The following is a 23942-nucleotide window of genomic DNA, read 5'->3' on the forward strand; positions in this document are numbered from 1 at the left end:
CTCGCGGGCCGCCGCTTCACTACGGATCGTCCGGCACGTACCTGCCGGTGGAGAGGACCGAACGCTCATGGCGTCCGTCACCTATGACAAGGCAACCCGTCTGTACCCCGGAGGCAACCGCCCTGCGGTCGACTCCCTCGACCTGGACGTCGCCGACGGCGAGTTCCTCGTCCTCGTCGGCCCCTCGGGCTGTGGCAAGTCCACGTCCCTGCGCATGCTCGCCGGCCTCGAAGAGGTCAACTCCGGCGCCATCCGCATCGGCGACCGCGACGTCACCGACGTCCCGCCGAAGGACCGCGACATCGCGATGGTGTTCCAGAACTACGCGCTGTACCCGCACATGACCGTCGCCGAGAACATGGGCTTCGCGCTCAAGATCGCCGGCGTCGGCAAGGAGGAGCGCGCCACCCGCGTGCAGGAGGCCGCCAAGCTCCTCGACCTCGAGCAGTACCTCGGCCGCAAGCCGAAGGCCCTCTCCGGTGGTCAGCGTCAGCGCGTCGCCATGGGCCGTGCGATCGTCCGTCAGCCGCAGGTGTTCCTCATGGACGAGCCGCTGTCGAACCTCGACGCCAAGCTCCGCGTCCAGACCCGCACGCAGATCGCGTCGCTCCAGCGTCGCCTCGGCGTCACGACCGTCTACGTCACGCACGACCAGACCGAGGCCCTGACGATGGGTGACCGCATCGCGGTCCTCAAGGACGGCATCCTGCAGCAGGTCGGCAGCCCGCGCGACCTGTACGAGAAGCCGAACAACGTCTTCGTCGCCGGCTTCATCGGCTCGCCGGCCATGAACCTGCTCCCGGCCTCCGTGGTCGAGGGTGGCATCACCTTCGGCTCGCTCAACCACCCGATCGACCGCGACACCCTGTCGAACGCCCGCTCGGGTTCGGTCACGGTCGGCGTCCGCCCGGAGGACATCATCGTGTCGCAGTCGGGCGAGGGCCTGCCGGTCACGGTCGACGTCGTCGAGGAGCTCGGCGCCGACGGCTACCTCTACGGTCACGCCGACGTCGCCGGCACGCGCACCGACATCGTCGCCCGCGTCGACGGCCGCTCGCACCCCTCCATCGGGGACACGATCGTCGTGAGCCCGAAGCAGGGCCACGTCCACGTGTTCGACGCCGAGTCGGGCGAGCGCCTCGACGACAAGGCCGTCGTCAGCGCCTGATCAGCACCACCGGGAGCCCGTCAGCCGCCGCACCAGGCGGGTGGCGGGCTCCCGCCGTTCCCCCTGACGGACGGGAGGCGCGTGCACAGCCCGTGACCCGCCTCCCCCATCGACACGACCCGGACGGCGCTGGCGCGTCGCCCGGGAACCGACGGTGGGGGCCCAGTTCCGCAGACCCACCGCCGAGCACCCGAGGAACCAGTCGTGCCCGACTCCATGACCATCACCGCCGCCACCGTGGACCCCGGTCTCCTCGACCTGCCGTGGGACCTGCCACTCGACGCCTGGCCCGACGAGACGATCGTCGCGCTGCCGAAGGGCATCTCGCGGCACCTGGTGCGCTTCGTGCACCTCAGCGGCTACGTCGTCGCGGTCAAGGAGACGAGCGCTGAACTCGCGCGCTCCGAGTACGACATGCTCCGCACCCTGCAGCGCATGGACGTGCCGTGCGTCGACCCCGTCGCGGTGATCACGAACCGCATCGGCCGCGAGGGCGAGGAGCTCCAGCCGGTCCTCGTCACCCGGCACCTGCGCTTCTCGCTCCCCTACCGCGCCCTGTACTCGCAGACGCTGCGCCCCGACACGGCCACCCGTCTCGTGGACGCCCTCGCGCTCCTGCTCGTGCGGCTGCACGTCATCGGCTTCTACTGGGGAGACGTCTCGCTCTCCAACACGCTCTTCCGCCGTGACGCCGGGTCCTTCGCCGCGTACCTGGTGGACGCGGAGACCGGCAAGCTCTACCCGGGCGGGCTGTCGAACGGGCAGCGTGAGAACGACCTCGAGGTCGCCCGGGTCAACATCGCCGGCGAGCTGCTCGACCTCGAGGCCGGTGGACGCCTCGACGAGAACGCCGACCCGGTGGACGTGTCGAACCGCATCGTCGCCCAGTACCGCACCCTGTGGACCGAACTCACCGGCACCGAACAGTTCGACGCCGCCGAGCGGTGGCGCATCAATGACCGGGTCGAGCGGCTCAACGCGCTCGGCTTCGACATCGAGGAGCTGTCGATCCGCACCGCCGAGTCCGGCGCGCAGGTCCGCATCCAGCCGAAGGTCGTCGACGCCGGGCACCACCAGCGTCGACTGCTGCGCCTGACCGGTCTGGACGCCGAGGAGAACCAGGCCCGACGGCTCCTCAACGACCTTGACGCGTACCGGGCTCGGAACGGCCGCGAGGAGCTCGACGAGGAGATGGTCGCCCACGAGTGGGTGTCCCGTGTCTTCGAGCCCGTCGTGCGGGCGATCCCGCGCGACCTCCGCGGACGGCTCGAGCCCGCCGAGGTGTTCCACGAACTCCTCGAACACCGCTGGTTCATGTCGCAGCAGGAGGAGCGCTCGGTCTCGCTCCCCGAGGCCACCACCGCCTACATCAACGACGTGCTGCGGCACCGGCGGGACGAGCGGACGCTCATCAACCCGCCGACGTCGTCGATCGCCCTGCCGCTCGACGGCGAGGACGACGACGAGGACGTCGACGACTGGCGCGCGTCCGTCTGACGCGACCGCGACGGAGTTCCGCCCCGTCGCGCCTGCCCGCCCCCACTCCCGCACGGGGTTCCAGAATTCGCGCATCTCGCGCGTCGCGGTTCCCCGATCGCGGAACCGCGACGGACGCGGGCGGCATGTCATGCGACCTCGACGAGCGGGGGCGGGCGGGCGAGTCCGCGCCACGGCGAACCGGCACCTCGACCTCGACCTCGACAGACGGGAGGCCCGGTGCCGGTCTCGTGGACCGGCACCGGGCCTCCCGGGTGTCGTGGTGCTCGCTACGCCGAGCGACGGCGCCGCGCGACCTCCCACAGGGTGACGCTCGCGGCGATGCCGGCGTTCAGGGACTCGGTCGCGCTGGAGATCGGGATCGAGACGATCGCGTCGCAGGTGTCGGTGACGAGGCGGGACAGCCCCTTGCCCTCGGAACCGACGACGATGACGATCGGCCGGTCGGCGAGCTCGAGGGCGTCGAGTTCGACGTCCCCACCGCCGTCGAGGCCGAGCACGAACAGCCCCATCGACTTCAGTGACTTGAGGGTCTGCGTCAGGTTCGGCGCCATCGCGACCGGCGTCCGCGCTGCCGCACCGGCCGAGGTCTTCCACGCCGACGCCGTGACGCCGACCGAGCGACGCTGCGGCACGATGACGCCGTGCCCGCCGAACGCGGCGGTCGACCGGATGATCGCACCGAGGTTGCGCGGGTCCGTGATGCCGTCGAGGGCGACGAGCAGCGGGACCTGGTCGCGGGAGAACGCGCGCTCGACGAGGTCCTCGGCGACGGCGTACTCGTACGCCGGGACCTTGAGCGCGACGCCCTGGTGGACGCTGTCGTGCCCCGTGATGCGGTCGAGCTCGGGGCGCATGATCTCCATGATCGGCACGCCGCGGTGGTTGGCGAGCGCCAGGATCTCCTTGACGCGGTCGTCGACCTCGATGCGGGCGGCGATGTAGAGCGTCGTCGACGGGGTCTTCGTCCGGAGCGCCTCGAGCACCGAGTTGCGGCCGGTGACGAGCTCGCTGTCGTCCGTCTTCCGGGCCGGCGGACGACCACCGGAGCGGGTCTGCGGCGCCGAGGCACTGCTGCCGCCGCGGCGGGTGCGCGCCGCTTCGAAGCGTTCCTTGGCGGCCTTGCGCTTGCCGGCCGGGTGGTAGGGGCGGTCCTCGGCCTTCGGCGTCGGCTTGCGACCCTCGAGCGCCTGGGCGCCCTGACCACCGGAGCCGACCTGCTTGTTGCCCTTGCGGCCGGTCCGGACGGCGCCCGGACGGCCCTTCTTGCTCCCCGAGACGTTCTTCATGCGGTTCTCCTGTTCGGCACTGCCGTGTTCAGGCGATGCTCCAGCGTGTTCCGGACGGTGTGTCCTCGATCGTGATGCCCGCGCCTGCGAGATCGTCCCGGACGCGGTCGGCCGTGGCGAAGTCCCGCGCGGCCCTGGCGTCGGCGCGCTCCTGCACGAGGCGTTCGACGAGGGCGGCGAGCGGTGCTGCTGAGGTGTCGTGCGCACCACCCGACCAGTGCGGTGCACGCGGGTCGATGCCGAGCACCTCGACCATCGCAGCCACCTGATGGTACGCGACCCCGAGCGCTTCCGCATCGTCGGCGTCGAGCGCCGCGTTGCCGGACCGGACGGTCTCGTGCAGCACCGCCAGTGCCTGGGGCACCGCGAGGTCGTCGTCCATGGCGTCGGCGAAGCCCTGCGGGACCGATGGGGCGTCGGCCAGCCGGACCCCTTCGAGGCGCTCGGCGGCGCGCGCGAGGAAGCCCTCGATGCGGTCGAGCGCCGCCTCGGCCTCGGCCAGGGATCCGTCGTGGTGGTCGATCGTGGACCGGTAGTGCGCGGCGCCGAGGAAGTAGCGGACGACGACCGGACGTGCGGCGGCGAGGAAGTCGGCGGCGAAGATGGAGTTGCCGAGCGACTTCGACATCTTCTGGCCGCCCACGGTGACGAGACCGTTGTGCAGCCAGTACGAGGCGAAGGGGTCCCCCGCCGCGGTCGACTGGGCGAGCTCGTTCTCGTGGTGCGGGAAGCGCAGGTCGAGTCCGCCGCCGTGGATGTCGAACGCCGGACCGAGGTACCGGCGCGACATCGCGGAGCACTCGATGTGCCACCCGGGTCGACCCGCGCCCCACGGCGAGTCCCAGCTGGCGGTCGACGGTTCCCCCTGCTTGCTGCCCTTCCACAGCGCGAAGTCCCGGGCGTCGCGCTTGCCACGGGGATTGGCGTCGGTGGCGTCGACCATGTCGTCGCGGCGCTGCCGGGTCAGGGCGCCGTACTCGGGCCAACTGGCGGTGTCGAAGTAGACGTCACCGCTGCCGTCGGCGGCCGGGTACGCGTGGCCGTTGTCGATGAGGCGCCTGATGATGTCCTGCATCTGCGGGATGCTCGCGGTCGCCCGTGGCTCGTAGGTCGGCGGCATGATGCCCAGCGCGGAGTAGGCCGCGGTGAACTCGAGCTCGACACGGTAGGCCCGCGCCCACCAGGGCTCGTCGGTGCCCGCGGCCAGGTCGAGCACCTTGTCGTCGATGTCGGTGACGTTCCGCACGAGCGTGACCCGGTACCCGCGGTGGCTCAGCCAACGACGCCAGATGTCGTAGACGAGCGCGGAGCGGAGGTGTCCGATGTGCGGGGACGACTGCACCGTCGGGCCGCAGACGTAGATGCTGACCTGTCCGTCGACCAGGGGCACGAGGTCGACGACGTCGGCGGCGCGGGAGTCGTACAGGCGAACGGTCACGGGTCAAGCCTAGAGGGAGACGCCCGCCGCGCTCCGGGACCGACCCGGCCTGTGGAGAGCGGGGCCGGACTGTGGAGGGCATCCGGCCGGTGGAGAGCGTCCGGCCCCTCGACGGGGAGCGGGTACACGAACGATCCGCCCGGCCTGTGCGCGGAGACGGGGGCGGTGGCTCAGACCGCGCGGACGACCGCCGTGGCGATCGCCGCGAGGCCGTCCCCTCGTCCGGTCGCACCGAGGCCGTCCGTCGTGGTGCCGGACACCGCGACCGGGGCCCCCACCGCGGTGGCGAGTGCGTCCTGCATCTCGACGCGTCGGGAACCGATGCGGGGGCGGTTGCCGACGACCTGGACGGTGACCCGCACGGGGACCAGTCCGGCATCGCGGAGCAGGTCGACGGCACCCCGCACGAAGACGTCACCCGCAGCTCCGGCGAACCGCGGGTCGGACGTGCCGAAGCGCCCCCCGATGTCCCCGAGGCCACCGGCCGACAGCAGGGCGTCGCAGATCGCGTGCGCGACCGCGTCCCCGTCGCTGTGCCCGGAGAGCCCCGGCTCACCGGGGAAGTCGAGCATGCCGACGCGGCACGGGACCGCCGGGTCGAAGGCGTGCATGTCGATCCCGAGTCCGACGCGGACGTCGACGGCGGCGGTGCTCCCGGCAGCCGCGGCCGGTCCCGCAGCGGTTCCGGCGCGTTCGGCGACGACGGCCTCGGCGCGGCCCAGGTCCCACGCGGTCGTGATCTTGAAGGCGTCGGCGTCCCCCGGGACCGTCAGCACGGTGCCGCCCGCGGCGTGGAACACCCCGGCGTCGTCGGTCTCGGCCTGCGCCGCGAGCGCGTACGCCCGACGGAGTCCGGCGAGCGGGAAGCCCTGCGGCGTCTGCACACCGACGAGCGCCGAGCGGTCGACCGTCTCGACGACGGCGTCGCCTGCGACGCGCTTGACCGTGTCGGTCACCGGCAGCGCCGGCACGACGCCGACGCCGACGCCGACGCCGACCACGGAAGCCCCAGCGTCAGCGCCGTCGCCACCCACCGAGCCCACCGCAGCATCGCCGTCGGCGTGCTCCACGACGGCAGCGAACACCCGCTCGAACTGCGACGCGGGCGTCAGACAGCGTGCGGCGTCGTGCACGAGCACCGTCGCGACGGAGTCGGGCAGCGCTGCCAGGCCCGCCTGGACGGAGGCGTGGCGATCCGCGCCTCCCGGCACGACGGCCGTGTACGCGACCGCAGCACCCGCGACGGCGGCGACCAGCGCCCGGCACTCGTCGACCCGGTCGGCGGGCGCGACGACCACGACGATCGTCGGCTCGGCCAGCGTGAACAACGTCCGCAGGGCGCGCGCGAGCATCAGCTCGCCGGCGACGGGCACGAACGCCTTCGCCGTGCCGAGCCCGAGCCGGGTGCCGGAGCCCGCCGCGACGACGACGACCGCACGGGCTGCCAGAGCGGGGCTCTGCGCCGGTGCGGTCGTCGTGGTGTCGCTGGTGGTCAAGCGGGGATCAGGACGCGAGGACCTCGTCGAGGACGGTCGATGCCTTGTCCTCGTCGGTCTTCTCGGCCAGCGCCAGCTCCGAGATGAGGATCTGCCGGGCCTTGGCCAGCATCCGCTTCTCGCCAGCGGAGAGCCCGCGGTCCTGGTCGCGGCGCCAGAGGTCGCGGACGACCTCGGACACCTTGATGACGTCCCCCGAAGCGAGCTTCTCGAGGTTCGCCTTGTAGCGGCGCGACCAGTTGGTCGGCTCCTCGGTGAACGGTGCCCGCAGGACCTCGAAGACCTTGTCGAGGCCTTCCTTGCCGATCACGTCGCGGACACCGACCAGGTCGACGTTGTCCGCCGGGACCTCGATCGTCAGGTCACCCTGCGTGACGCGCAGCTTCAGGTAGACCTTCTCCTCGCCCTTGATGACGCGAGTCTTGACTTCAGAGATGGTTGCCGCCCCGTGATGGGGGTAGACGACGGTCTCGCCGACCTCGAATTGCATGTATCAGGCTCCGTTCCCAGACTTCCAGTTTACCACAAGGACTGTTCGGGTAAGGGGACCCTGACCGCGGTGCCCCCGCAGGGAAGCCCGCGACCGCGCGGACCCTGACCTCCCGGCCTCCCGGGGCCTGGGTAGGATGATCGCCAGGGCCGTACGGTCCGCCAACGTGAACTTCCGGAGGAACCTCTTGCGAGCTCGGGTACTCGTGTCCGTCGCCGTCGCTGCGACCATCGCCCTCGGCGCGACCGGCTGCGAATTCTTGTCGCCGTCCCGCACCCAGGAGATCCGTCAGATCACCGACGGCGTCGACGTGTCGACCGGCACCATCGACGTGCGCAACGCCCTGCTCATCACGGACACCGGCGAGGACGCCCGGTTCGTCGGGACGCTGGTGAACACGGGGAACGACGACCGCACCGTCACGCTCGAACTCGACGGCACCGACCAGACCGTCGAGGTGCCGAGCAACTCCACCGTGGTCCTGGCCGACGACGAAGAGCACGACACCGTCGACTTCGACGACGTCACCGCGAAGCCCGGCTCGCTCGTGAAGATGTACTTCTCGTACCAGGGCGCCGAGGGCGCCTCGGCCACCGTGCCGGTCCTCACCAGCGCGCAGGAGGAGTACCAGACCCTCGCGCCGACCCCCACGCCGACGCCGACCGAGACCTCCCCCTCCGTCAGCGGCACGCAGCCGACCGGCGGCGCAGACGCCCCCGGCACGCAGGAGGGTTCGCAGACCGACTCGTCCGAGGGCGACAACGGCACGGAGTGAGCCCCGGCGGGAAGTGATCCCAGCGCTCGGACAGGAGGCCCGGAGCCGGTTCCGCAGAACCGGCCCGGGCCTCCTGTCTGTCCGGATCCGGCGGACGGGACCAGGTCGTTCCGTCCGCCCCCGGCGCTACGCCTCGATGCGGTACCCGAGCCCGCGGACCGTCACGAGGACCTCCGGGGTGCTCGGCACGCGCTCGATCTTCGACCGGATGCGCTTGATGTGCACGTCGAGCGTCTTCGTGTCACCGAAGTAGTCCGACCCCCAGACGCGGTCGATGAGCTGCCCGCGGGTGAGCACACGACCGGCGTTGCGGAGCAGGAGTTCGAGGAGCTCGAACTCCTTCAGGGGCATCGGGGTCTCGGACCCGTCGACGCTCACGGTGTGGCGTTCGACGTCCATCCGGATGCCGCCGACCTGCAGGATGCCGATGTCGCCCGGGTCGTCCTCGGTGCGGCGACGGAGGACCGCACGGATCCGGGCCAGGAGTTCGCGTGTCGAGTACGGCTTCGTGACGTAGTCGTCGGCGCCGAGTTCGAGCCCGACGACGATGTCCACCTCCGAGTCCTTCGCGGTGAGCATGATGATCGGCACGTTCGACCGGGTGCGGATCTGCCGGCACACCTCGGTGCCGGACAGGCCCGGCAGCATGAGGTCAAGCAGGACGAGGTCGGGGTTCTCCGCGTCGAACTTCGACAGCGCGGTGACGCCGTCGGCAGCGACGGAGGTGTCGTACCCCTCCCGCTGCAGCAGGAACTCCAGGGGTTCGCTCAGGGCCGGCTCGTCGTCGACGATGAGGATCTTGGTCACGATGGCTGCTCTTCCAGTTGCTCTTCGAGTGCTGTGGTCAGTTCGGGATCTGCTTCGGGGAGACGGATCGTGAAGGTCGACCCCTTGCCGGGCTGGGACCAGACACGGACGTCTCCGCCGTGGTTGCTGACGATGTGCTTCACGATCGCGAGACCGAGGCCGGTCCCGCCGGTCGCGCGGGACCGAGCCGGGTCGACGCGGTAGAACCGCTCGAACACGCGGTCGAGGTCGGACTGCGGGATGCCGACCCCCTGGTCGGTCACGGCGATCTCCACGAACCCCTTCACGCGGCGCACGCCGACGCCGACGCGCGTGTTGTCCGGGGAGTACTTGACCGCGTTCGCGATGAGGTTCGACACCGCCACCTGGAGCAGGCCCGGGTCGCCGATGACCCGCAGCTTCGACCGCTTCGCACGCACGAGTTCGATGTTCCGGGCGCGGGCGACGACCTCGTTGCCGTCGATCGCGGCCTGGACGACCTTGTCGATCGCCGTCTCCTCGCTGGCCTCGAGCGCGTCGACGGACTGCAGACGGGACAGCTCGATGATGTCCTTGGTGAGCGCGCCGAGCCGCTCCGACTCGGAGACGAGCTGTGCCGCGAACTTCCGCACGTGGGCGGGGTCGTCGGCCGCGAGCACCAGGGTCTCGGAGAGCAGCCCGATCGCCCCGATCGGGGTCTTCAGTTCGTGGGAGATGTTCGCCACGAAGTCCCGTCGGACCTCGTCGATCCGGCGGCTCTCGGTCAGGTCGTCCGCCGTCACGAGCACGTACCGGTTGCCGAGCTGCGCCGCACGGAAGCTCAGGTAGCCGATGACCTCGCCCCGACCGCCGCGCGGGAGTTCGAGGTCCTCCGACCCCATCTCTCCGCTGCGCCGGACCTGGTCGACGAGTTCGGCGAGTTCGGCGTGCACGAGCTTCCGCCGGACCACCAGCCCGACCGCGAGTGCCTGCGGCGACGCGGCGACCACGGTGTTCGACGGGTCGACGACGACGGCGGGGTTGTGCATGGTGGCGATCACGGCCGCGACACCGTCGGGGAGGCTCCGTTCCGCCACGTCGGCAGCCCGGGCCGTGCGCTCGGCGGTGATGATCAGCACCACGACGCCCGCGCCGAACACACCGCCGAGGAGCATCGACAGTGGCACGAGCCACGCGTTGTCCATGCCGCCAGTGTAGGAGTGGTCACACGCGGTTCGGACGCCGTTCACCCCTCTCCAGAGGCCGGATCGCGAACCGTTCAGCCGCAGGTCACCGATCGTTCACCTGGGCTGACGACACTCGTCCGGTACGCAGAGAGAGGTTCTCCCCCATGCGCGAAGTGTTCCAGCAGGAGCTCCAGGACGTCCAAGAGCGTCTGACCGAGATCGCGGGGCTCGTCGAGTCCGCGATCACCCGAGCCACCGAGGCGTTCAGCGAGTCGGACGTCGCCCTCGCCGAAGAGGTCATCGCCGACGACGCCAAGATCGACGCCGCGGCGTCGAGCCTCGACGAGATCGCCATCGACATCCTGGCCCGCCAGGCCCCCGTGGCGCGCGACCTCCGTGTCGTGGTCACCGCCCTCCGCGTGAGCTCGTCGCTCGAGCGGATGGGTGACATGGCCGAGCACATCGCGCAACTCGCCCGCCAGCGCTTCCCGGAGAAGGTCGTGCCGAAGGGCCTCCGTGGCACGTTCAAGCAGATGGGCGCCCACGACGTGCAGATGGCGCAGAAGCTCACGCGTCTGCTCGCCACCGAGGACATCGCCCTCGCCGCCGAGATCCGCGACGAGGACGACGCCGTCGACGAGCTGCACGCCAGCGTCTTCGACTTCGTGCTCGGTGAGGCGTGGAAGGGCGGGCCGGTCGACACGGTCGACGCCACCCTGGCCTCCCGCTACCACGAGCGGTTCGCCGACCACGCGGTCTCGATCGCCAAGAAGGTCGAGTACCTGGCGACCGGCGACTGGGCCGGCGCTGCGAACGTCACGACCTCCCCGGCCTGACGACTCCGGCTGCCAGACAGCCCGGCTGCCTGACGGCCCGGCTGCCTGACAGCCCCGGCTGCCTGACACGCCGCCGAACCGGCGAGACGCCGCCGCATCCCTCGGGGTCGGCGGCGTCCTGCTGTCTCGGCGGTGTGCTGTGATCGGAGACCTGGGAGGATCGGGGCATGGCCCAGGTCGCGATCATCGTCAACGGCATGCCCGGTTCCGGCAAGAGCACGGTGGGTGCCGCCCTCGCCGAGGTGCTCGGCTGCCCCTTCCTGTCGAAGGACCGTATCAAGGAGCTCCTGGCCGACATCGCCGGACCGATGATCGACCCGCGCACGCTCGGCGGCGTCGCGATGGACACGATGTGGTCGATGGCCGGCGCGGTCGAGAACGGCGTCGTCGTCGACGCCGTCTGGCTGCCGTCCCGTGACCGTGCCTTCCTGGAGGCCGGGCTCACCACCGCAGGGTCGCCACGCGCCGTCGAGGTGTGGTGCGACGTCGACCGGGCCACGGCCGAGGAGCGGCTCCGCGACCGCTACGACCCCGGCACGCTGCCGGTGCGCCACGACGTGCACGGTGACCTCGCCTCGGTGCTCGCCTTCTGGGACGAGCACGGCGTCGCGGCCGGGCCGGTCGGGGTGACGCCCGTCGTCCGGGTCGACACTGCCCGACCGTACGACGTGGGCGTGCTCGTCCAGGAGATCGCCGCGCACTTCGCCTGACGCGGCCCTGAGCCGACGCCGGACCGCCCGACACCGGACCGCCCGACGCCGGACCGCCCGGCCCGCGGACCGCCCGGCGCTCGGCGCTCGGACCGCCCCGTCGCCCGATCCAACCACCCCGGACGGCCGGATGGCCGGACCCTCGGATGGCCGGACCCTCGGATGGCCGGACCCTCGGATGGCCGGACGCGAGGAGGCCCGCCCCAGCCGGGACGGGCCTCCAGACCGGACGCGACCTGCGTCGCCCCGGGTGGTCCTACTTCTTGGCGCCCTGCGCGGCGACGGCCGCAGCACCCGCGGCGGCGGCCTCCGGGTCGAGGTAGTACGCGGGCTTCGTCGGGCGGTGGTGGTCGTCGAGTTCGTACACGAGCGGGATGCCCGTCGGGATGTTGAGCCCGGCGATGTCGTCGTCGGAGATGCCGTCGAGGTGCTTCACGAGCGCGCGCAGCGAGTTGCCGTGCGCCGTGACCAGGACGGTCTTGCCCGCGCCGAGGTCCTTCGTGATGTCCGACTCCCAGTACGGCAGCAGACGGTCGATGACGAGCTTGAGGGACTCCGTCCGGGGCAGCTGGTCGCCGAGTTCGGCGTAGCGGCGGTCACCGGCCTGCGACCACTCGGCGTCGTCCGCGATGGGGGGCGGCGGGACGTCGAACGAGCGGCGCCACTCCATGAACTGCTGCTCGCCGTACTGCTCGAGCGTCTGGGCCTTGTCCTTGCCCTGCAGGTCTCCGTAGTGGCGCTCGTTGAGGCGCCAGTCGCGCTTCACCGGCAGCCAGGCGAGATCGGCCTCGAGCAGGGCTATGTCCGCGGTCTGGATCGCGCGGGTCAGCAACGACGTGTACAGGACGTCCGGGACGATGCCGGAGTCGGCGATGAGTTCGCCGGCGCGCTTCGCCTCCTTCTCGCCCAGCTCGGAGAGCCGGACGTCGACCCAACCGGTGAACAGGTTCTTCTGGTTCCAGTCACTGTTGCCGTGACGGAGCAGGACGAGCGTGGAGGTCATGGGCCGAGTCTACCGAGCACGACTCCACCCGTACCCTGGTCCCATGCCCGGGAACGCGTCGCCGATCGGCACCGTCACACGTGGGACGACGGGGCACAACCGGCTCCGTCGTGTCGACCGGTGGATCGCTTCCCTCCCGGTGCTCCGGCGGACCGACGACCCGCTCGTGGCCGACGTCGGCTACGGCGCGAGTCCGACGACGACGCTCGAGCTCCGCGACCGTCTGGCCCGGGTCCGTCCGGACGTCGAGGTCACCGGGATCGAGATCGAACCGTCCCGCGTGGCCCTGGCGAACGCCGGCACGCGTGACGGGGTGACGTTCCGGCTCGGCGGCTTCGAGACGCCCACCCCGGACGGACGACGACCGGCGGTGATCCGCGCCTTCAACGTGCTCCGGCAGTACGACGAGTCCGCCGTGGTCGGGTCGTGGCGGATCATGCAGGACCGCCTGCAACCGGGCGGGCAGCTGGTCGAGGGCACCTGCAACGAGGTCGGGCGGGTCGCGTCGTGGGTCACGCTCGACCGGGAGGCACCGCACACCTTCACCGTCGCCCTGCGGCTGGCCGGTCTCGACGTCCCGAGCATCGTGGCCGAGCGACTGCCGAAGGCGCTCATCCACCGGAACGTCCCCGGCGAACGGGTGCACGCGTTCCTCCGCGACCTCGACCTGTCCTGGGCGGTGGCGGCGCCGCTCGGCACGTACGGGCCTCGGCAGCGGTGGATCGCGACCGTCGGCGGCATGCGTGACCGCGGGTGGCCGGTGCTGCACGGGGTGACGCGGTGGCGGCTCGGCGAGCTCAGCGTGCCGTGGTCGGCGGTCGCCCCCGCCTGAACGCCGCCGCCGGCGCACCACGCATCGCGCCCGCTCACGAACAACGCGCCCCGTCGGAACGGGGCGCGATGTTCGTGCCGGGGCGCGATCGGCGGCGGGTCAGCCGCGGCGGGCGGCCCCGAGGCGCGGGAGGCGCGGCACGTCGGCCGTCGCGCCGGCACCGGGAGGCACGATCACCTGTTGCGCGGCGGTCACCACCACGTCGTCGGCGGTGAGGGTCAACACCGCCGCCGGGTCGAGCGAGCGCTTGACGACGGCGAGCCCGACCGGCCCGAGCTCGTGGTGCGTGGCCGAGGCGACGAGCCGCCCCACCTCGGTGCCGTCGAGCGTGACGGGGGTCCCCGGCGCGGGGACGACCCCGTCCGAGCCGTCGAGGTGCAGCATCACCAGGCGCCGGGGCGGGCGTCCGAGGTTGTGGACCTTCGCGACGGTCTCCTGTCCCCGGTAGCAGCCCTTCGACAGGTGCACGGCCGAGCGGAGCCAGTCGAGCTCGTGCGGGATCGTCCGCTCGTCGACGTCGGCGAGCACCGGACGCCAGGCGGCGATCCGCAGGGCCTCGAGCGCGAGGAGCCCGGCCACCGGCATGTCCGAGGCGGCGACGGCAGCGACGGTGTCGGGGGTGACCACGGCGATCCGGAGGGTCCAGTCTGAGGCGGGGTGGGCCTCCAGGTCGGCGTAGCTCCAACCGCCGGGCGCCACCGACGACCACGGGTCGACCCAGAGCGCGAGGGGCTCGGCGCCGCCGAGCGGTTCAGCGCCGTCGAACCAGCCGAGCGTCGCGAGGTCTGCCGACCGGTCGGTGACCTCGACCCGGAGCATGAAGCGCATCGACGACAGCCAGGCCGCGAGCGGTGCCGCGTCGTCCGCCTCGGTGAGCAACCACGTCGTCTCGCCGTCGTCGACCACGCGCGCGGCGTGCTCGACGCGGCCGGAGGCGTCGAGGACCAGTGTCTCGGTGCTGGCGCCCGGCGCGAGTCCGGTCAACAGCTGCGAGGTGATCGAGTTGAGCCAGGACAGGCGGTCCGGCCCCGTCACCGTCACGATGCCGAGGCCGAGCTCGACGACCGCGCGACCGCGGGCCAGCAGACGCTGCTCCCCCAGCGGGTTGCCGAAGTGCGCGGCCGGCCCCGCATCGGTGGCGACGAAGCCGTCACGGTCCGCGAACGGCGAGCCCATCAGTCGACCTTCGCGAGTTGCCCCGAGGCGTGCGAGGTGAGTTCCCGGCCGAGGGCGGCGATGTCCCACGCCCAGAAGAGCTTGCCCTCGACCAGGCCGTACATGCGCGTCGCCGCCGAGTACTCCTTGGCGTTGGCGGAGCGCATGACGGCGTCGGTGGCGAGGTCGATGCGACCCTGCTTGACGCGGCCCACGTAGAGCTCGTTGACCCCCGTCGGGTGGATGATCGCCGCTTCGACGTCGAAGCCGTCGGTCTGGTTGCGCAGGGTCTCGACGCTCTGCGTGGTCGAGAACGGCACCGGGCCGTCACCGAGCAGCATCGCCGGGCCCCGGTCGCCGGGCTCGGACGGCCGGTCGAGCCGCCAGTAGCCCATCTCGGCGGCGAGCGGGGTGTGCTCGTCGTCGAGCAACCACGTCGTCGACGAGTAGTTGAGGTAGGGCAGGCCGTCGTGGCTGAAGCTCACCCGCTGGCCGAACTCGTAGGTCCGGACGGTGTCGTCCTCGCCCACGGGGTACTCGACCACGCCGGTGCCCTCCCAGACGCCGACCAGCCAGGACAGCGGGACGAGCTCGGCCGACAGGCCCTCGGGCAGTTCGATCACCGCTGGCCCTTGAAGAGCTTGACGACGACCGTCACCGAGATGAACGTGATCGCGAGCGACGCCAGGCCGAGCAGGCCCACGTAGAAGAGCTCGAGCGCAAGCAGCGAATCCATGCCCGGAGTCTACGCGGCCGTCACCGACACCGCAGGAGGCTCAGCGAGCCAGCAGGACGAGGGCCGTCACGAGCACCACCACGAACGACCCCGACGAGGCGATGCTGATCCGCTCGACCAGGCCGTCCTTCGTCTGCGTGGCGAGCTGCAGGACGAAGCTCACGAACACCGTCGCGACGAACACGAGCAACAGCCAGGCGAAGGAGTCCTTCGCCGTGAGGGTGAGCACGAGCACCGCACCGACGACCGCGAGCAGCCAGACCGGCACGACGGACGCCAGGCGCAGTCGGCGCTGGCTCGGCCCGGCGGCCGGCTCGGCCGTCACGGGGTCCGTCGTCTCGCTCACGCCCCCATCATGACAGTCGCGCGCTGGACCGTCCGTCCGGGTGGGTCGCGCCGGGCTCACTAGGATGGCGCAACGACGTCTTCTCCCTCTGGAGGTCCTGTGGCACAGCTCCTGGTACTCACCTCGGCCGCGCCCGGCGACGTCCTCCCGAGTCTCGGCCTGCTGAGCCACCGGATCCGCCACGTGCCGGCCGAGGCCGCGCAGCTGGTCAACGCACCGCAGAGCGACCTCATGTTCGTGGACGCCCGCACCGACCTCGTCAGCGCGAAGGCCCTGTGCAAGATCCTCGCCACGAGCGGCTCGACAACCCCGGTCGTCCTCGTGGTCACCGAGGGCGGCCTCACCGCGGTCACCACCGAGTGGAACATCGACGACGTCGTCCTCGAGTCCGCCGGCCCCGCCGAGGTCGACGCCCGGATCCGTCTCAACGCCGGTCGCGCCTCGAAGAACCCGACCGGGTCCAAGATCCAGGCCTCCGGCGTCGTCATCGACGAGGCGAGCTACTCCGCGAAGGTCCGCGGCCGGCCACTCGACCTGACGTTCAAGGAGTTCGAGCTCCTCCGGTTCTTCGCGTCGCACCCCGCCCGGGTGTTCACCCGGGAGCAACTCCTCAGCGAGGTCTGGGGCTACGACTACTTCGGCGGCACCCGCACCGTCGACGTGCACGTCCGACGCCTGCGCGCCAAGCTCGGCGACCTCGAGTCGCTCATCGGCACCGTCCGCAACGTCGGGTACCGCTTCAACGTCCACGACGACGACGACCGGCTGCAGGGACAGTAGTGCTCGCCGTCGTCGAACAGCTCGCCGCCGCCGCGGTCGCGGACGGCGAGGCTCCCCCGTTCTCCGACCAGACCCTCGTCGACCTGCGCGCCGGTCGGGCGCGCGTGCTCGGCGACGACACCGGGGTCGCGGTCATCCGCGACGGTGAGGTCGAGGTCGTGGTCCGCCGGGAGGCCCGTGGGCGCGGCATCGGCGCCCGTCTCGTCGAGCAGGCACTCGCCCTCGACCCGGCCCCGGTCCGCGCGTGGTCCCACGGCGACCACCCGGCCGCCCGGGCCCTCGCCAAGCGACACGGCTGGTCCGCGGAGCGGACGCTGCTGCAGCTGCGCGCACCGGTGCCGACGGCGCGGCCGGAGCCGGGCCTCCCGGACGGCTACCGGCTCGACGCGTTCCGCCCCGGTTCGTCGGAGGACGAGACCGACTGGCTCGCACTCAACGCGGCCGCCTTCGCGTCGCACCCCGAGCAGGGCCGGATGACGCTCGAGGACCTGCGGGCACGCGAGTCCGACGCCTGGTTCTCCGGCGACGACCTCGTCCTGCTGCGCGACGCGGAGGGACGCCTGGCGGGGTCGTGCTGGCTCAAGGTCGAGGACGGCGTCGGCGAGTACTACGCCGTCGCCGTCCGACCCGACCTGCAGGGCCGGGGACTCGGCGGTGTCCTCATGCGCGCCGGGTCCGCACGACTCGTCGACCGCGGACTCGACGCCGTCGCCCTCTACGTCGAGGGCGACAACGCCCCCGCACTGGCGCTCTACCGGCGCCAGGGGTTCGTCGACCACACCATCGACGTCCAGTACACCGCGCCGAGGTCCGGCCGGTAACATGAGGCCGTCGGCGACGCGCCGGTGATCGTGGGTACGGGGGATCTGTGGCGCAGGACGGGCAGCACTCTCAGTACGGCCGCGGGGAACCGCTCGGCGCGTCCTACCGCCTGGTCGAACTGCTCGGGACGGGGGCGTCCGGCGAAGTCTGGCGGACCGAGCACACCGCGACGGGTGAGCAGTTCGCCGCCAAGCTCCTGCGTGCCGAACTCGCCGCGGAACCCGACGTCGTCGAGCGATTCGTCCGCGAACGCTCGGTGCTCCTCGCGCTCGAGCACCCCTCGATCGTCCGGGTGCGGGACCTCGTCGTCGAGGGCGACCGCCTCGCCATCGTCATGGACCTGGTGGGCGGCGGTTCGGCCCGCGACCTCCTGCTCGCCGTCGGCACACTCCCGCCGCGGGACGCCCTGACGATCACCGCGGAGGCGCTCGACGCCCTCGCAGCAGCACACGAGCAGGGCGTCAGCCACCGGGACGTCAAGCCCGACAACGTGCTGCTCGACCACGAGTGGACCGCGGGCAGCACGGGCGACGTACGGGTGTCGGACTTCGGCATCGCGTCGGTCGTCGCGGAGCGGGACCGCAAGACCACCGGACTCCTCGGCACGCCGCAGTACATGGCGCCCGAATCGATCAGCCAGGGCCGATCGGGTCCGGCGGCCGACGTCTACGGCGCCGGCGTGATGCTCTACGAGCTCCTGTCCGGGCGGACGCCGTTCGCCGGGCCCGGCACCGACTTCGCGGTGGCGTACCGGCACGTGACCTCCACCCCGCCGCGGCTCGACGTACCGGATGCACTGTGGGCCGCCCTCTCGTCGCTCCTCGCCAAGGACCCGGCCGCGCGTCCCTCGGCGGTCGACGCCGCGGCCACCCTCCGCCGACTGGCACGGTCCCTGCGGGACGCGCCTGCCCTGCCGCGGGCCGACGACCCCGAGTCGTTCGACGAGATCGAGCGGCCGGCGACGGTGGTGCGCGGCGGGTCCGGCGCTGCGGGTGCGGTCGGTGGCGGTGCCGGCACTTCGTCGGCCGATGCGGGTGCTTCCCCGGCCGGTGCGGCTGACGGGGACGCGGGCAGCGCGCTGGCGGCCGCCGACGCAGCGGGACCCGAACCCGAGCTCGGGCAGGCTGGGTCGCAGACCGTCATCCGTCCCCTCGCCCGCCCGCCGGTGGCCGTCGCCGCGGCCGAACCCGAGCCGCCCCGTCGCCGCTTCCGTCGGCCCGACTGGCTGACGAACCGGATGCTCGCCCTCGGCGTGGTCGGGGTCGTCCTCGTCGTGGTGCTCGTCGTCGCCGCCGTCGTGTGGCTGCCGGGCGCGGGGCGCAAGGGACCCGCCACCGGCACGGGGACAGCGCAGGCGGCGAGTGCGTACCAGCAGGACCGGCCCCTCCCGACGGGGCTGACCACCACCCGCAAGGCCGTCGTAGACCCCCAGGCCGGCACCGTCGAGGTCTCGATCACGTACAGCGCGCAGACCGCACCGCTCAGCGGACCCCTGCTCGAGGTCCTCCCCGGCGCGGACGAGGACGCCGACTGCCCGGCGGTGACGTGGAGCGGCGAGGGCGTGACCGCGAAGCGGAACCAACCGTCCCTGACCGGCGTCGACACCGCCTGCGCGTGGAGCCTGACGGGGGTCGAGATCGAGGCGGGCGGCTCCGTCACGGTGCAGGCCTCCGTGCCGCAGGACGTCGTGGCGGCCGCTGGCTCCGGGTCGGGCGGCACCGGGTCCGGCGGCTCGGGGTCCGGCGGAACGGGGCTGCAGGAGTGGCTCGACGCCGTCGGTGCAGCGACCACCGCCGCGGTGACCGACCAGGAGGTGACCGGCACCGCGTACCCGGTGCAGCGCCTCCAGGGCGTCGACGTCCGGACACCCGACCGGACCGTCAGCCAGACCACGCTGCCGGTGACGCTCGTGCCCGTCTGGCCGAGCGGTGCGGATGAACTGAACCCGCTCTACCGCAGCCCGAGCGCCGGGAAGCCCTCGGAGATGCTGACCGACGTCGCAGGCGGCGAGTCCGGCGTCCGGTTCGCCGACGGGTGCTCGGGTGCCCTGGCGGTGTCGTCGGACGGACTCGTCGTGACCGCGCTGTCGGTCGCGCCGTCGTGCACCGTGCGGGCGACCGTGGGCAACTTCACCAACCTCGAGAGCCAGCCGTTCGGTATCACCACGCGCGACTGACCAGGGTGCTGGCGGCGTGCCCGTCGGCCGGGAGGTCAGTGTGGTCGTGGAGCCGACAGATCACCGCGGGAGTCCTGCGGTGATCTGTCGGTTTTGCGGCCGGATGCGGCTGGGCCCGGACCGGACGGGTGCCGCCCGGGACCGGGTCGGTCAGCTCGCGGCGGAGGCCGTCTGCACGAGCCGCACCGCGCCTCCCGAGGCGACGTACCCACGGCCGGTGGTCAGCGCGACCGGTGATCGTCGGGGCAGCGTGACGCCGAGGAGCTCGCCGTCGTAGTCGACGTCGGGCTGCAGGAGCACGCCGCAGCGGGCCTTCCGGACCGCGCGGGTCCAGTGGCTGTACAGCGAGCGGAGGTCGGCCGAGCGGCCGGCCGCGACGACGCAGAGGCCGGGGCGCTCGGTCGCGAGGAGCGACGCGATGCCCTGGTCACCGTCGTCGAAGCGTTCGGCGTCGTCGATGAGGAGCAGGACCGGTCCCCGCTCGAGGCGGATGCCGGCGAGGAGCGCCGGGACCTCGTCGGCACCGACGGCGAGCCGGTCGACCGTCCCGTGCTCGAGTGCGTTCGCGAGCGGCGAGCGGCGGTCGCAGATGCCCCACACCGCCGGCTTCACGCCGTCCGCGCTCCGTGCCGCTGCCGCCAGGGCGAGCAGCACCGAGGACTTGCCGGAACGCGCGGGACCGGCGACGAGGACGTGCTCGCCGTCGTACACCTCGAGCACCGCGGTGCCGAGGTCGTCCTCCGCGATCCCGACCGGCAGCTGCCACGGTTCCGTGTCGAAGCGGGCGGGCACGGCCAGGTCGGTGACCGAGACGGACCCCGGGAGACGACCGACCGCACTGGCCTTGGGCGCGACGTCGCCCCACTGCTCGCGCACGGAACGGACAGCCTCGGTGAGGGTCCCCGTCGGCGTGCCCACGTGCGACTGCAGCTTCGCCGTCGAGTCGATGAACCGCCCCGGGACGGGGGGCGGGACGTCCTTCGGGCGGACACCGATCGTCGCGTAGTCGTACGGGTCCGCGAGGCGGAAGAGCCACTTCTGCGTCGTCACCTCGTCCATCGCCGAGGGGACGGCCTTCGCCCGGGTGGTGGACACGGCGAACGAGATGCCGAGCGCCGGCCCCTCGGCGTACACGCGGTAGAGCGCGTCGAGCAGCTGCTGTCCCTCGAAGTCCTGGTACTCGTCGCGGAGCGCCGCCAGACCGTCGAGGAGGACGACCGCGCGGCGACCACCCGGCGCAGCACGGCGGCGGTCGAGCTCGGTGCGGAGGTGTCGGAGCATGCGGGTCTGCAGCTCGGCAGCGCCGGCACCGGACCCGACGTAGGCGCTCGTGTGCGGCAGGTCCGCGAGCGGCGAGAGGTCACCCGCCCCCATGTCGAGGACGAGCAGGTCGAGGTCGTCGGGGCTCGTCGTGCGGGCCAGCTGCAGCGCGATCGACGCGAGGGCCGTGCTCGTGCCGCTGCCCGGGATCCCCATGAGCATGAGGTTGCCCTCGGCGAGGTCCCACCCGGTCCGGATCTGCCGCTGGTTGTCGGGGTCGTCGGCGAGTGCGACGGGGACGCGCGACGGGACCGGCGACCTCGGGGCGTCCTCCGGCAGGAGCGCGTCGAGCGGGACCGAGGTGCCGAGCGCTTCCGGCCAGATCGGACGCGGCGGCGCGTAGCCGGCCTCGTCGTTCGCCGTCCGGATCGCGTCGATGAGGACGTCGAGGTCGGTCAGGTCGTTCGACGCCGGTGCCGAGAACGCCACGGGCGCGGGGACACCGAAGACGTCGGTGGGCCGGACGGTGACGGGCTGCTCGGCGCGGGCATCGCGAGCCCGACCGGTGACGAGTGCGGTCTGCACGGGCGTGATGTCGTCCTGGCCGAGCTTCACGTAGGCGCGGCCCGTCTGCTGCCGCCCGATCCCCGCGGCCGAGGGCACACCGATCACGTTCGTCGAGTCCTCGCGGCTCTGCACGCGCAACGCCACGCGCATGTTCGTGTTCGCCAGGATGTCCTCGCTGACCACACCCGCCGGTCGCTGCGTCGCGAGGACCATGTGCACGCCGAGGGTACGACCCACGGCGGCGATCGCCACGAGGGAGGTCAGGACGTCCGGGAAGTCCTTCGCCAGCATCGCGAACTCGTCGACCACGAACAGCAGCCGGGGCATCGGTTCGGACGGCTTCGTCGCGAGGTAGGCGTCGAGGTTGTCGATGTCGGCACCCGCTGCGGCGAACACGCGCTGGCGTCGCCCGAGTTCGGCCTCGAGCGCCCGGATGGCGCGATCGGCCAACTGCTCGTCGAGGTTGGAGATCGTGCCGATCGTGTGCGGCAGACGCTCACACGCGGCGAACGCGGCACCGCCCTTGAAGTCGACGAGCAGGAAGTTGAGGCGCGTCGGGTCGTTGCGCGCGGCGAGCCCGGCGACGAAGGAACGCAGGAACTCGCTCTTGCCCGAACCCGTCGTGCCACCGACCAGACCGTGCGGGCCGTCCCGGACCAGGTCGATCTCGAGGACGCCGCTCTCCGACGACCCGATCGGCGTCGAGAAGCCGGTGTGGGCCTGCCAGGCGGCGCGGATGGCCGCGGCACCGCTCGGCTCCCCGGCGGCGGTGGGGGCGGCGCTCGCGAGCAGGTCGGGCAACCGCACGAGCGCTGGCAGCGAGGCACCCGGCACGAGGAGCTCCGGGTCGTCGAAGTGGGCGACGTGCCGGGCGCACTGCTCGGCGTCGGCCGGGCTCAGACCGGCGAGCACGACGTCCTCGACACGGATCCGCTCCTCCGGGCGGTAGACCGTGGCGGCCGCGTCGGACCCGACCGTGATGATCGTCGTGCACGCGGCGGGGAGCTGCTGTTCGTTCGTCGCGATCACGATGCCGCTCACCCGGCGCGGTCGTTCGCCGGGGCGGCGCACCTGACCGAGCGCCGACCGACCGTGGCCGAGCAGGCTCCGGGCCGGGGCCTCACGACCCTCGGTGAGGACCTCGGAGTCGATGAGGACGAGGAGTTCCGGCGTCGGCAGCTCGTCGATGGACTCGCGCAGGCCGCGGAGCACCGCGGCGCCCTGGTCACGCTGGGCCGACATCCACCGCTGACCGGTGCTGCTCCCCGCCACTCGGGTGTGCGGCAGCCAGGAGGCCCAGGACCAGTCGTCCTCGCGGCCCCGGTCGCAGAACACCCCCACGGTGAGGTCTGCGGGTCCGCAGTGCACCGTCGCCTGGACGAGGAGGCTCCGAGCCAGGGCGAGGGCGCCCTCGCGGTCGCCGACGATGCCGACGACACCGGCGTCGCTGAGGTCGGCGACGACCGGGGCCGCGGTCAGCTTGCTCTCCTCGATGGCGGTCTTCGCTGCCTCCTCGAGCTTCATCTGCGTCGCGCGCGAGTCGAGTTGGGGACGCCAGGGGGCGTCGCCCGTGCCGGCGTGCAGGCTCAGGAAGTCGACGTCGTCGGCCCGACGTTGCCAGAGGGTGGTCGCGGGCAACAGCGCGCGTCGGACCACGGTCGCCGGGTCGGGGACGAGCTCCTGCCGACGGGCGGCCTCGACGGCGGCGGCAGCGGTGATCTCGCCGCTGAAGTCGCGCACCGCCTCGGCGAAGCGCTCGTCCTCTTCCTTGAGGTTCTTCGCGCGCCGGTGCTTCTGCTCGAACCACATGCCGATCGCCGTGACGGGGCTGAGCAGGGCGAAGAGCGCGAACCGGGCATCGCCGAGGAGGGCGACCATCGCCCCCGCGAGGACCAACGGCGCGGCGACCGTGATCCAGCTGAACTTCGACGCGGGCGGCACGTCACGCTTCGCCGGCGGGGACACCGGCTCGACGTCCCGGTTCCGCCCGGGGCGCGGAGGCCGGTTGAACGGCGCCGTCGCCGCGGGCGTCAGGTTCGGCAGCGAGCCGGGAGCGGGGACCGTCGTCTCGTGCAGGTCCGGGCGCACGAGCAGCACGGCGCCGCCGACGATGACGCTCGTACCGACCTCGACGAGGACGCCCTCCTCGTCGAGTCGTTGCCCCGCCACCACGGTGCCGTTCGTCGAGCCGGAGTCGCGGATGCGGACGCCGTCGTCCTCGAGCTCGAGCGTGCAGTGCTCCCACGAGGCGCTCTCGGTGGGCAGGACCAGGTCGGCCTGGGGTGCGCGACCGACCACGAGCCTCCTGGACCGGGGGATCGGGACGACCGCCCCCGTGTCGAGGCCGCCCGCGAGGGTGACGGTCCACCCGTCCACCAGCTGCGGCCGTTCCTCCGGCGCGCGTGCGATGCGGGACCCCTCGAGCAGGACGAGGTCGCGGAGCGGGGTGTCCACGCTCGTCCGGTGTCCGTCGACCGCCAGGGTCGTGCCGGGCTCCAGGGTGATGCCAGCGGCGGACTGGACGAGTTCGCCCAGGCACGACGTGGCGGCCCACCCGTCGACCTCGACCGCTTCACGTCGGTCGTCGAGTTCGATCAACAGACGCATGTTCGCG

Annotated in this window: 20 protein-coding genes; 9 read left to right on the forward strand and 11 right to left on the reverse strand. The window is 72.3% G+C overall.

The genetic code is table 11. The features are described from left to right. Positions 1 to 67 precede the first annotated feature (67 nt). Together DEI83_RS00385 and DEI83_RS00390 are read left to right on the forward strand one after the other, a co-directional pair. A complete protein-coding gene (locus DEI83_RS00385) occupies positions 68 to 1168 on the forward strand; it encodes an ABC transporter ATP-binding protein (RefSeq protein WP_111079856.1) in 1101 nt (366 codons plus the stop codon). A gap of 204 nt (positions 1169 to 1372) precedes the next feature. Beyond that, a complete protein-coding gene (locus DEI83_RS00390) occupies positions 1373 to 2665 on the forward strand; it encodes a DUF4032 domain-containing protein (RefSeq protein ID WP_111079857.1) in 1293 nt (430 codons plus the stop codon). Positions 2666 to 2934: 269 nt separating this feature from the next. On the opposite strand, the gene rlmB is transcribed toward DEI83_RS00390, so the two are convergent. The 4 genes from rlmB to DEI83_RS00410 form a co-directional block, all read right to left on the reverse strand. After that, positions 2935 to 3954 carry a 23S rRNA (guanosine(2251)-2'-O)-methyltransferase RlmB gene (gene rlmB, locus DEI83_RS00395; RefSeq protein ID WP_111079858.1) on the reverse strand — a complete coding sequence of 340 codons (1020 nt, stop codon included), beginning with the start codon at positions 3952 to 3954 and terminating at the stop codon, positions 2935 to 2937. A gap of 28 nt (positions 3955 to 3982) precedes the next feature. Further along, positions 3983 to 5392 (reverse strand): cysteine--tRNA ligase, encoded by a 1410-nt coding sequence (gene cysS, locus DEI83_RS00400; RefSeq protein WP_111079859.1) that lies wholly within the window; start codon positions 5390 to 5392, stop codon positions 3983 to 3985. A 170-nt stretch (positions 5393 to 5562) separates the two neighbouring features. Next, complete coding sequence (gene ispF, locus DEI83_RS00405; protein WP_181431014.1) at positions 5563 to 6888, reverse strand: 2-C-methyl-D-erythritol 2,4-cyclodiphosphate synthase; 1326 nt, start codon at positions 6886 to 6888, stop codon at positions 5563 to 5565. A 7-nt stretch (positions 6889 to 6895) separates the two neighbouring features. After that, a complete protein-coding gene (locus DEI83_RS00410; protein WP_017888066.1) occupies positions 6896 to 7378 on the reverse strand; it encodes a CarD family transcriptional regulator in 483 nt (160 codons plus the stop codon). A gap of 187 nt (positions 7379 to 7565) precedes the next feature. On the opposite strand from DEI83_RS00410, the gene DEI83_RS00415 reads away from it, so the two are divergent. Then, positions 7566 to 8153: a hypothetical protein gene (locus tag DEI83_RS00415; RefSeq protein ID WP_146241518.1), complete on the forward strand. Its 588-nt coding sequence runs from the start codon at positions 7566 to 7568 to the stop codon at positions 8151 to 8153. 126 nt (positions 8154 to 8279) lie between these two features. On the opposite strand, the gene DEI83_RS00420 is transcribed toward DEI83_RS00415, so the two are convergent. Together DEI83_RS00420 and DEI83_RS00425 are read right to left on the reverse strand one after the other, a co-directional pair. Next, positions 8280 to 8960: a response regulator transcription factor gene (locus tag DEI83_RS00420; protein WP_111079861.1), complete on the reverse strand. Its 681-nt coding sequence runs from the start codon at positions 8958 to 8960 to the stop codon at positions 8280 to 8282. Further along, positions 8957 to 10123 carry a cell wall metabolism sensor histidine kinase WalK gene (locus DEI83_RS00425; RefSeq protein WP_111079862.1) on the reverse strand — a complete coding sequence of 389 codons (1167 nt, stop codon included), beginning with the start codon at positions 10121 to 10123 and terminating at the stop codon, positions 8957 to 8959. Before DEI83_RS00425 ends, DEI83_RS00420 begins: the two co-directional genes overlap by 4 nt. 146 nt (positions 10124 to 10269) lie before the next feature. Here DEI83_RS00425 and phoU point away from each other — a divergent pair, with 146 nt between their 5' ends. Both phoU and DEI83_RS00435 read left to right on the forward strand, forming a co-directional pair. Further along, a complete protein-coding gene (gene phoU / locus DEI83_RS00430) occupies positions 10270 to 10941 on the forward strand; it encodes a phosphate signaling complex protein PhoU (RefSeq protein ID WP_111079863.1) in 672 nt (223 codons plus the stop codon). Between the two features lie 167 nt (positions 10942 to 11108). Continuing rightward, a complete protein-coding gene (locus DEI83_RS00435) occupies positions 11109 to 11651 on the forward strand; it encodes an AAA family ATPase (protein ID WP_111079864.1) in 543 nt (180 codons plus the stop codon). A gap of 256 nt (positions 11652 to 11907) precedes the next feature. Here the strand turns inward: DEI83_RS00435 and DEI83_RS00440 are convergent, their stop codons facing one another. Then, on the reverse strand, positions 11908 to 12654 hold the full coding sequence (locus tag DEI83_RS00440; protein ID WP_111079865.1) for a phosphoglyceromutase: 747 nt from the start codon (positions 12652 to 12654) through the stop codon (positions 11908 to 11910). A gap of 43 nt (positions 12655 to 12697) precedes the next feature. Here DEI83_RS00440 and DEI83_RS00445 point away from each other — a divergent pair, with 43 nt between their 5' ends. Beyond that, positions 12698 to 13486 (forward strand): class I SAM-dependent methyltransferase, encoded by a 789-nt coding sequence (locus tag DEI83_RS00445; RefSeq protein ID WP_111079866.1) that lies wholly within the window; start codon positions 12698 to 12700, stop codon positions 13484 to 13486. Between the two features lie 99 nt (positions 13487 to 13585). On the opposite strand, the gene DEI83_RS00450 is transcribed toward DEI83_RS00445, so the two are convergent. From DEI83_RS00450 to DEI83_RS00460, 3 genes are all read right to left on the reverse strand, one after another. Beyond that, the gene (locus tag DEI83_RS00450) at positions 13586 to 14662 is read right to left on the reverse strand and encodes a folate-binding protein YgfZ (RefSeq protein WP_111079867.1); all 1077 of its coding nucleotides are present in this window, start codon (positions 14660 to 14662) and stop codon (positions 13586 to 13588) included. Continuing rightward, complete coding sequence (locus tag DEI83_RS00455; RefSeq protein ID WP_111079868.1) at positions 14662 to 15264, reverse strand: FABP family protein; 603 nt, start codon at positions 15262 to 15264, stop codon at positions 14662 to 14664. Before DEI83_RS00455 ends, DEI83_RS00450 begins: the two co-directional genes overlap by 1 nt. 153 nt (positions 15265 to 15417) lie before the next feature. Further along, entirely contained in the window at positions 15418 to 15723 is a 306-nt protein-coding gene (locus DEI83_RS00460; protein WP_111079869.1) for a hypothetical protein, read from the reverse strand. Between the two features lie 99 nt (positions 15724 to 15822). On the opposite strand from DEI83_RS00460, the gene DEI83_RS00465 reads away from it, so the two are divergent. From DEI83_RS00465 to DEI83_RS00475, 3 genes are read left to right on the forward strand one after another with little or no spacing between them, the layout of a single operon-like run. Beyond that, positions 15823 to 16503, forward strand: coding sequence for a response regulator transcription factor (locus tag DEI83_RS00465; protein ID WP_111079870.1), 681 nt, complete (start codon positions 15823 to 15825; stop codon positions 16501 to 16503). Then, positions 16503 to 17324: a mycothiol synthase gene (gene mshD, locus DEI83_RS00470; RefSeq protein WP_111079871.1), complete on the forward strand. Its 822-nt coding sequence runs from the start codon at positions 16503 to 16505 to the stop codon at positions 17322 to 17324. Before DEI83_RS00465 ends, mshD begins: the two co-directional genes overlap by 1 nt. A gap of 47 nt (positions 17325 to 17371) precedes the next feature. After that, a complete protein-coding gene (locus DEI83_RS00475; protein WP_111079872.1) occupies positions 17372 to 19501 on the forward strand; it encodes a serine/threonine-protein kinase in 2130 nt (709 codons plus the stop codon). A 150-nt stretch (positions 19502 to 19651) separates the two neighbouring features. Here DEI83_RS00475 and DEI83_RS00480 read toward each other — a convergent pair whose 3' ends face one another. Continuing rightward, the gene (locus DEI83_RS00480; RefSeq protein WP_111079873.1) at positions 19652 to 23935 is read right to left on the reverse strand and encodes an FtsK/SpoIIIE domain-containing protein; all 4284 of its coding nucleotides are present in this window, start codon (positions 23933 to 23935) and stop codon (positions 19652 to 19654) included. Positions 23936 to 23942: the final 7 nt, after the last annotated feature.

It is taken from the genome of Curtobacterium sp. MCBD17_021, from assembly GCF_003234525.1.
GTDB lineage: Bacteria > Actinomycetota > Actinomycetes > Actinomycetales > Microbacteriaceae > Curtobacterium.

What these genes read in the sequence shown, in the direction of transcription:
- DEI83_RS00385 (WP_111079856.1), top strand. Translation starts at nt 68, where the DNA reads ATGGCGTCCGTCACCTATGACAAGGCAACCCGTCTGTACCCCGGAGGC.
- rlmB (WP_111079858.1), bottom strand. Translation starts at nt 3,954, where the DNA reads ATGAAGAACGTCTCGGGGAGCAAGAAGGGCCGTCCGGGCGCCGTCCGG.
- DEI83_RS00410 (WP_017888066.1), bottom strand. Translation starts at nt 7,378, where the DNA reads ATGCAATTCGAGGTCGGCGAGACCGTCGTCTACCCCCATCACGGGGCG.
- DEI83_RS00425 (WP_111079862.1), bottom strand. Translation starts at nt 10,123, where the DNA reads ATGGACAACGCGTGGCTCGTGCCACTGTCGATGCTCCTCGGCGGTGTG.
- phoU (WP_111079863.1), top strand. Translation starts at nt 10,270, where the DNA reads ATGCGCGAAGTGTTCCAGCAGGAGCTCCAGGACGTCCAAGAGCGTCTG.
- DEI83_RS00435 (WP_111079864.1), top strand. Translation starts at nt 11,109, where the DNA reads ATGGCCCAGGTCGCGATCATCGTCAACGGCATGCCCGGTTCCGGCAAG.
- DEI83_RS00440 (WP_111079865.1), bottom strand. Translation starts at nt 12,654, where the DNA reads ATGACCTCCACGCTCGTCCTGCTCCGTCACGGCAACAGTGACTGGAAC.
- DEI83_RS00445 (WP_111079866.1), top strand. Translation starts at nt 12,698, where the DNA reads ATGCCCGGGAACGCGTCGCCGATCGGCACCGTCACACGTGGGACGACG.
- DEI83_RS00450 (WP_111079867.1), bottom strand. Translation starts at nt 14,662, where the DNA reads ATGGGCTCGCCGTTCGCGGACCGTGACGGCTTCGTCGCCACCGATGCG.
- DEI83_RS00480 (WP_111079873.1), bottom strand. Translation starts at nt 23,935, where the DNA reads ATGCGTCTGTTGATCGAACTCGACGACCGACGTGAAGCGGTCGAGGTC.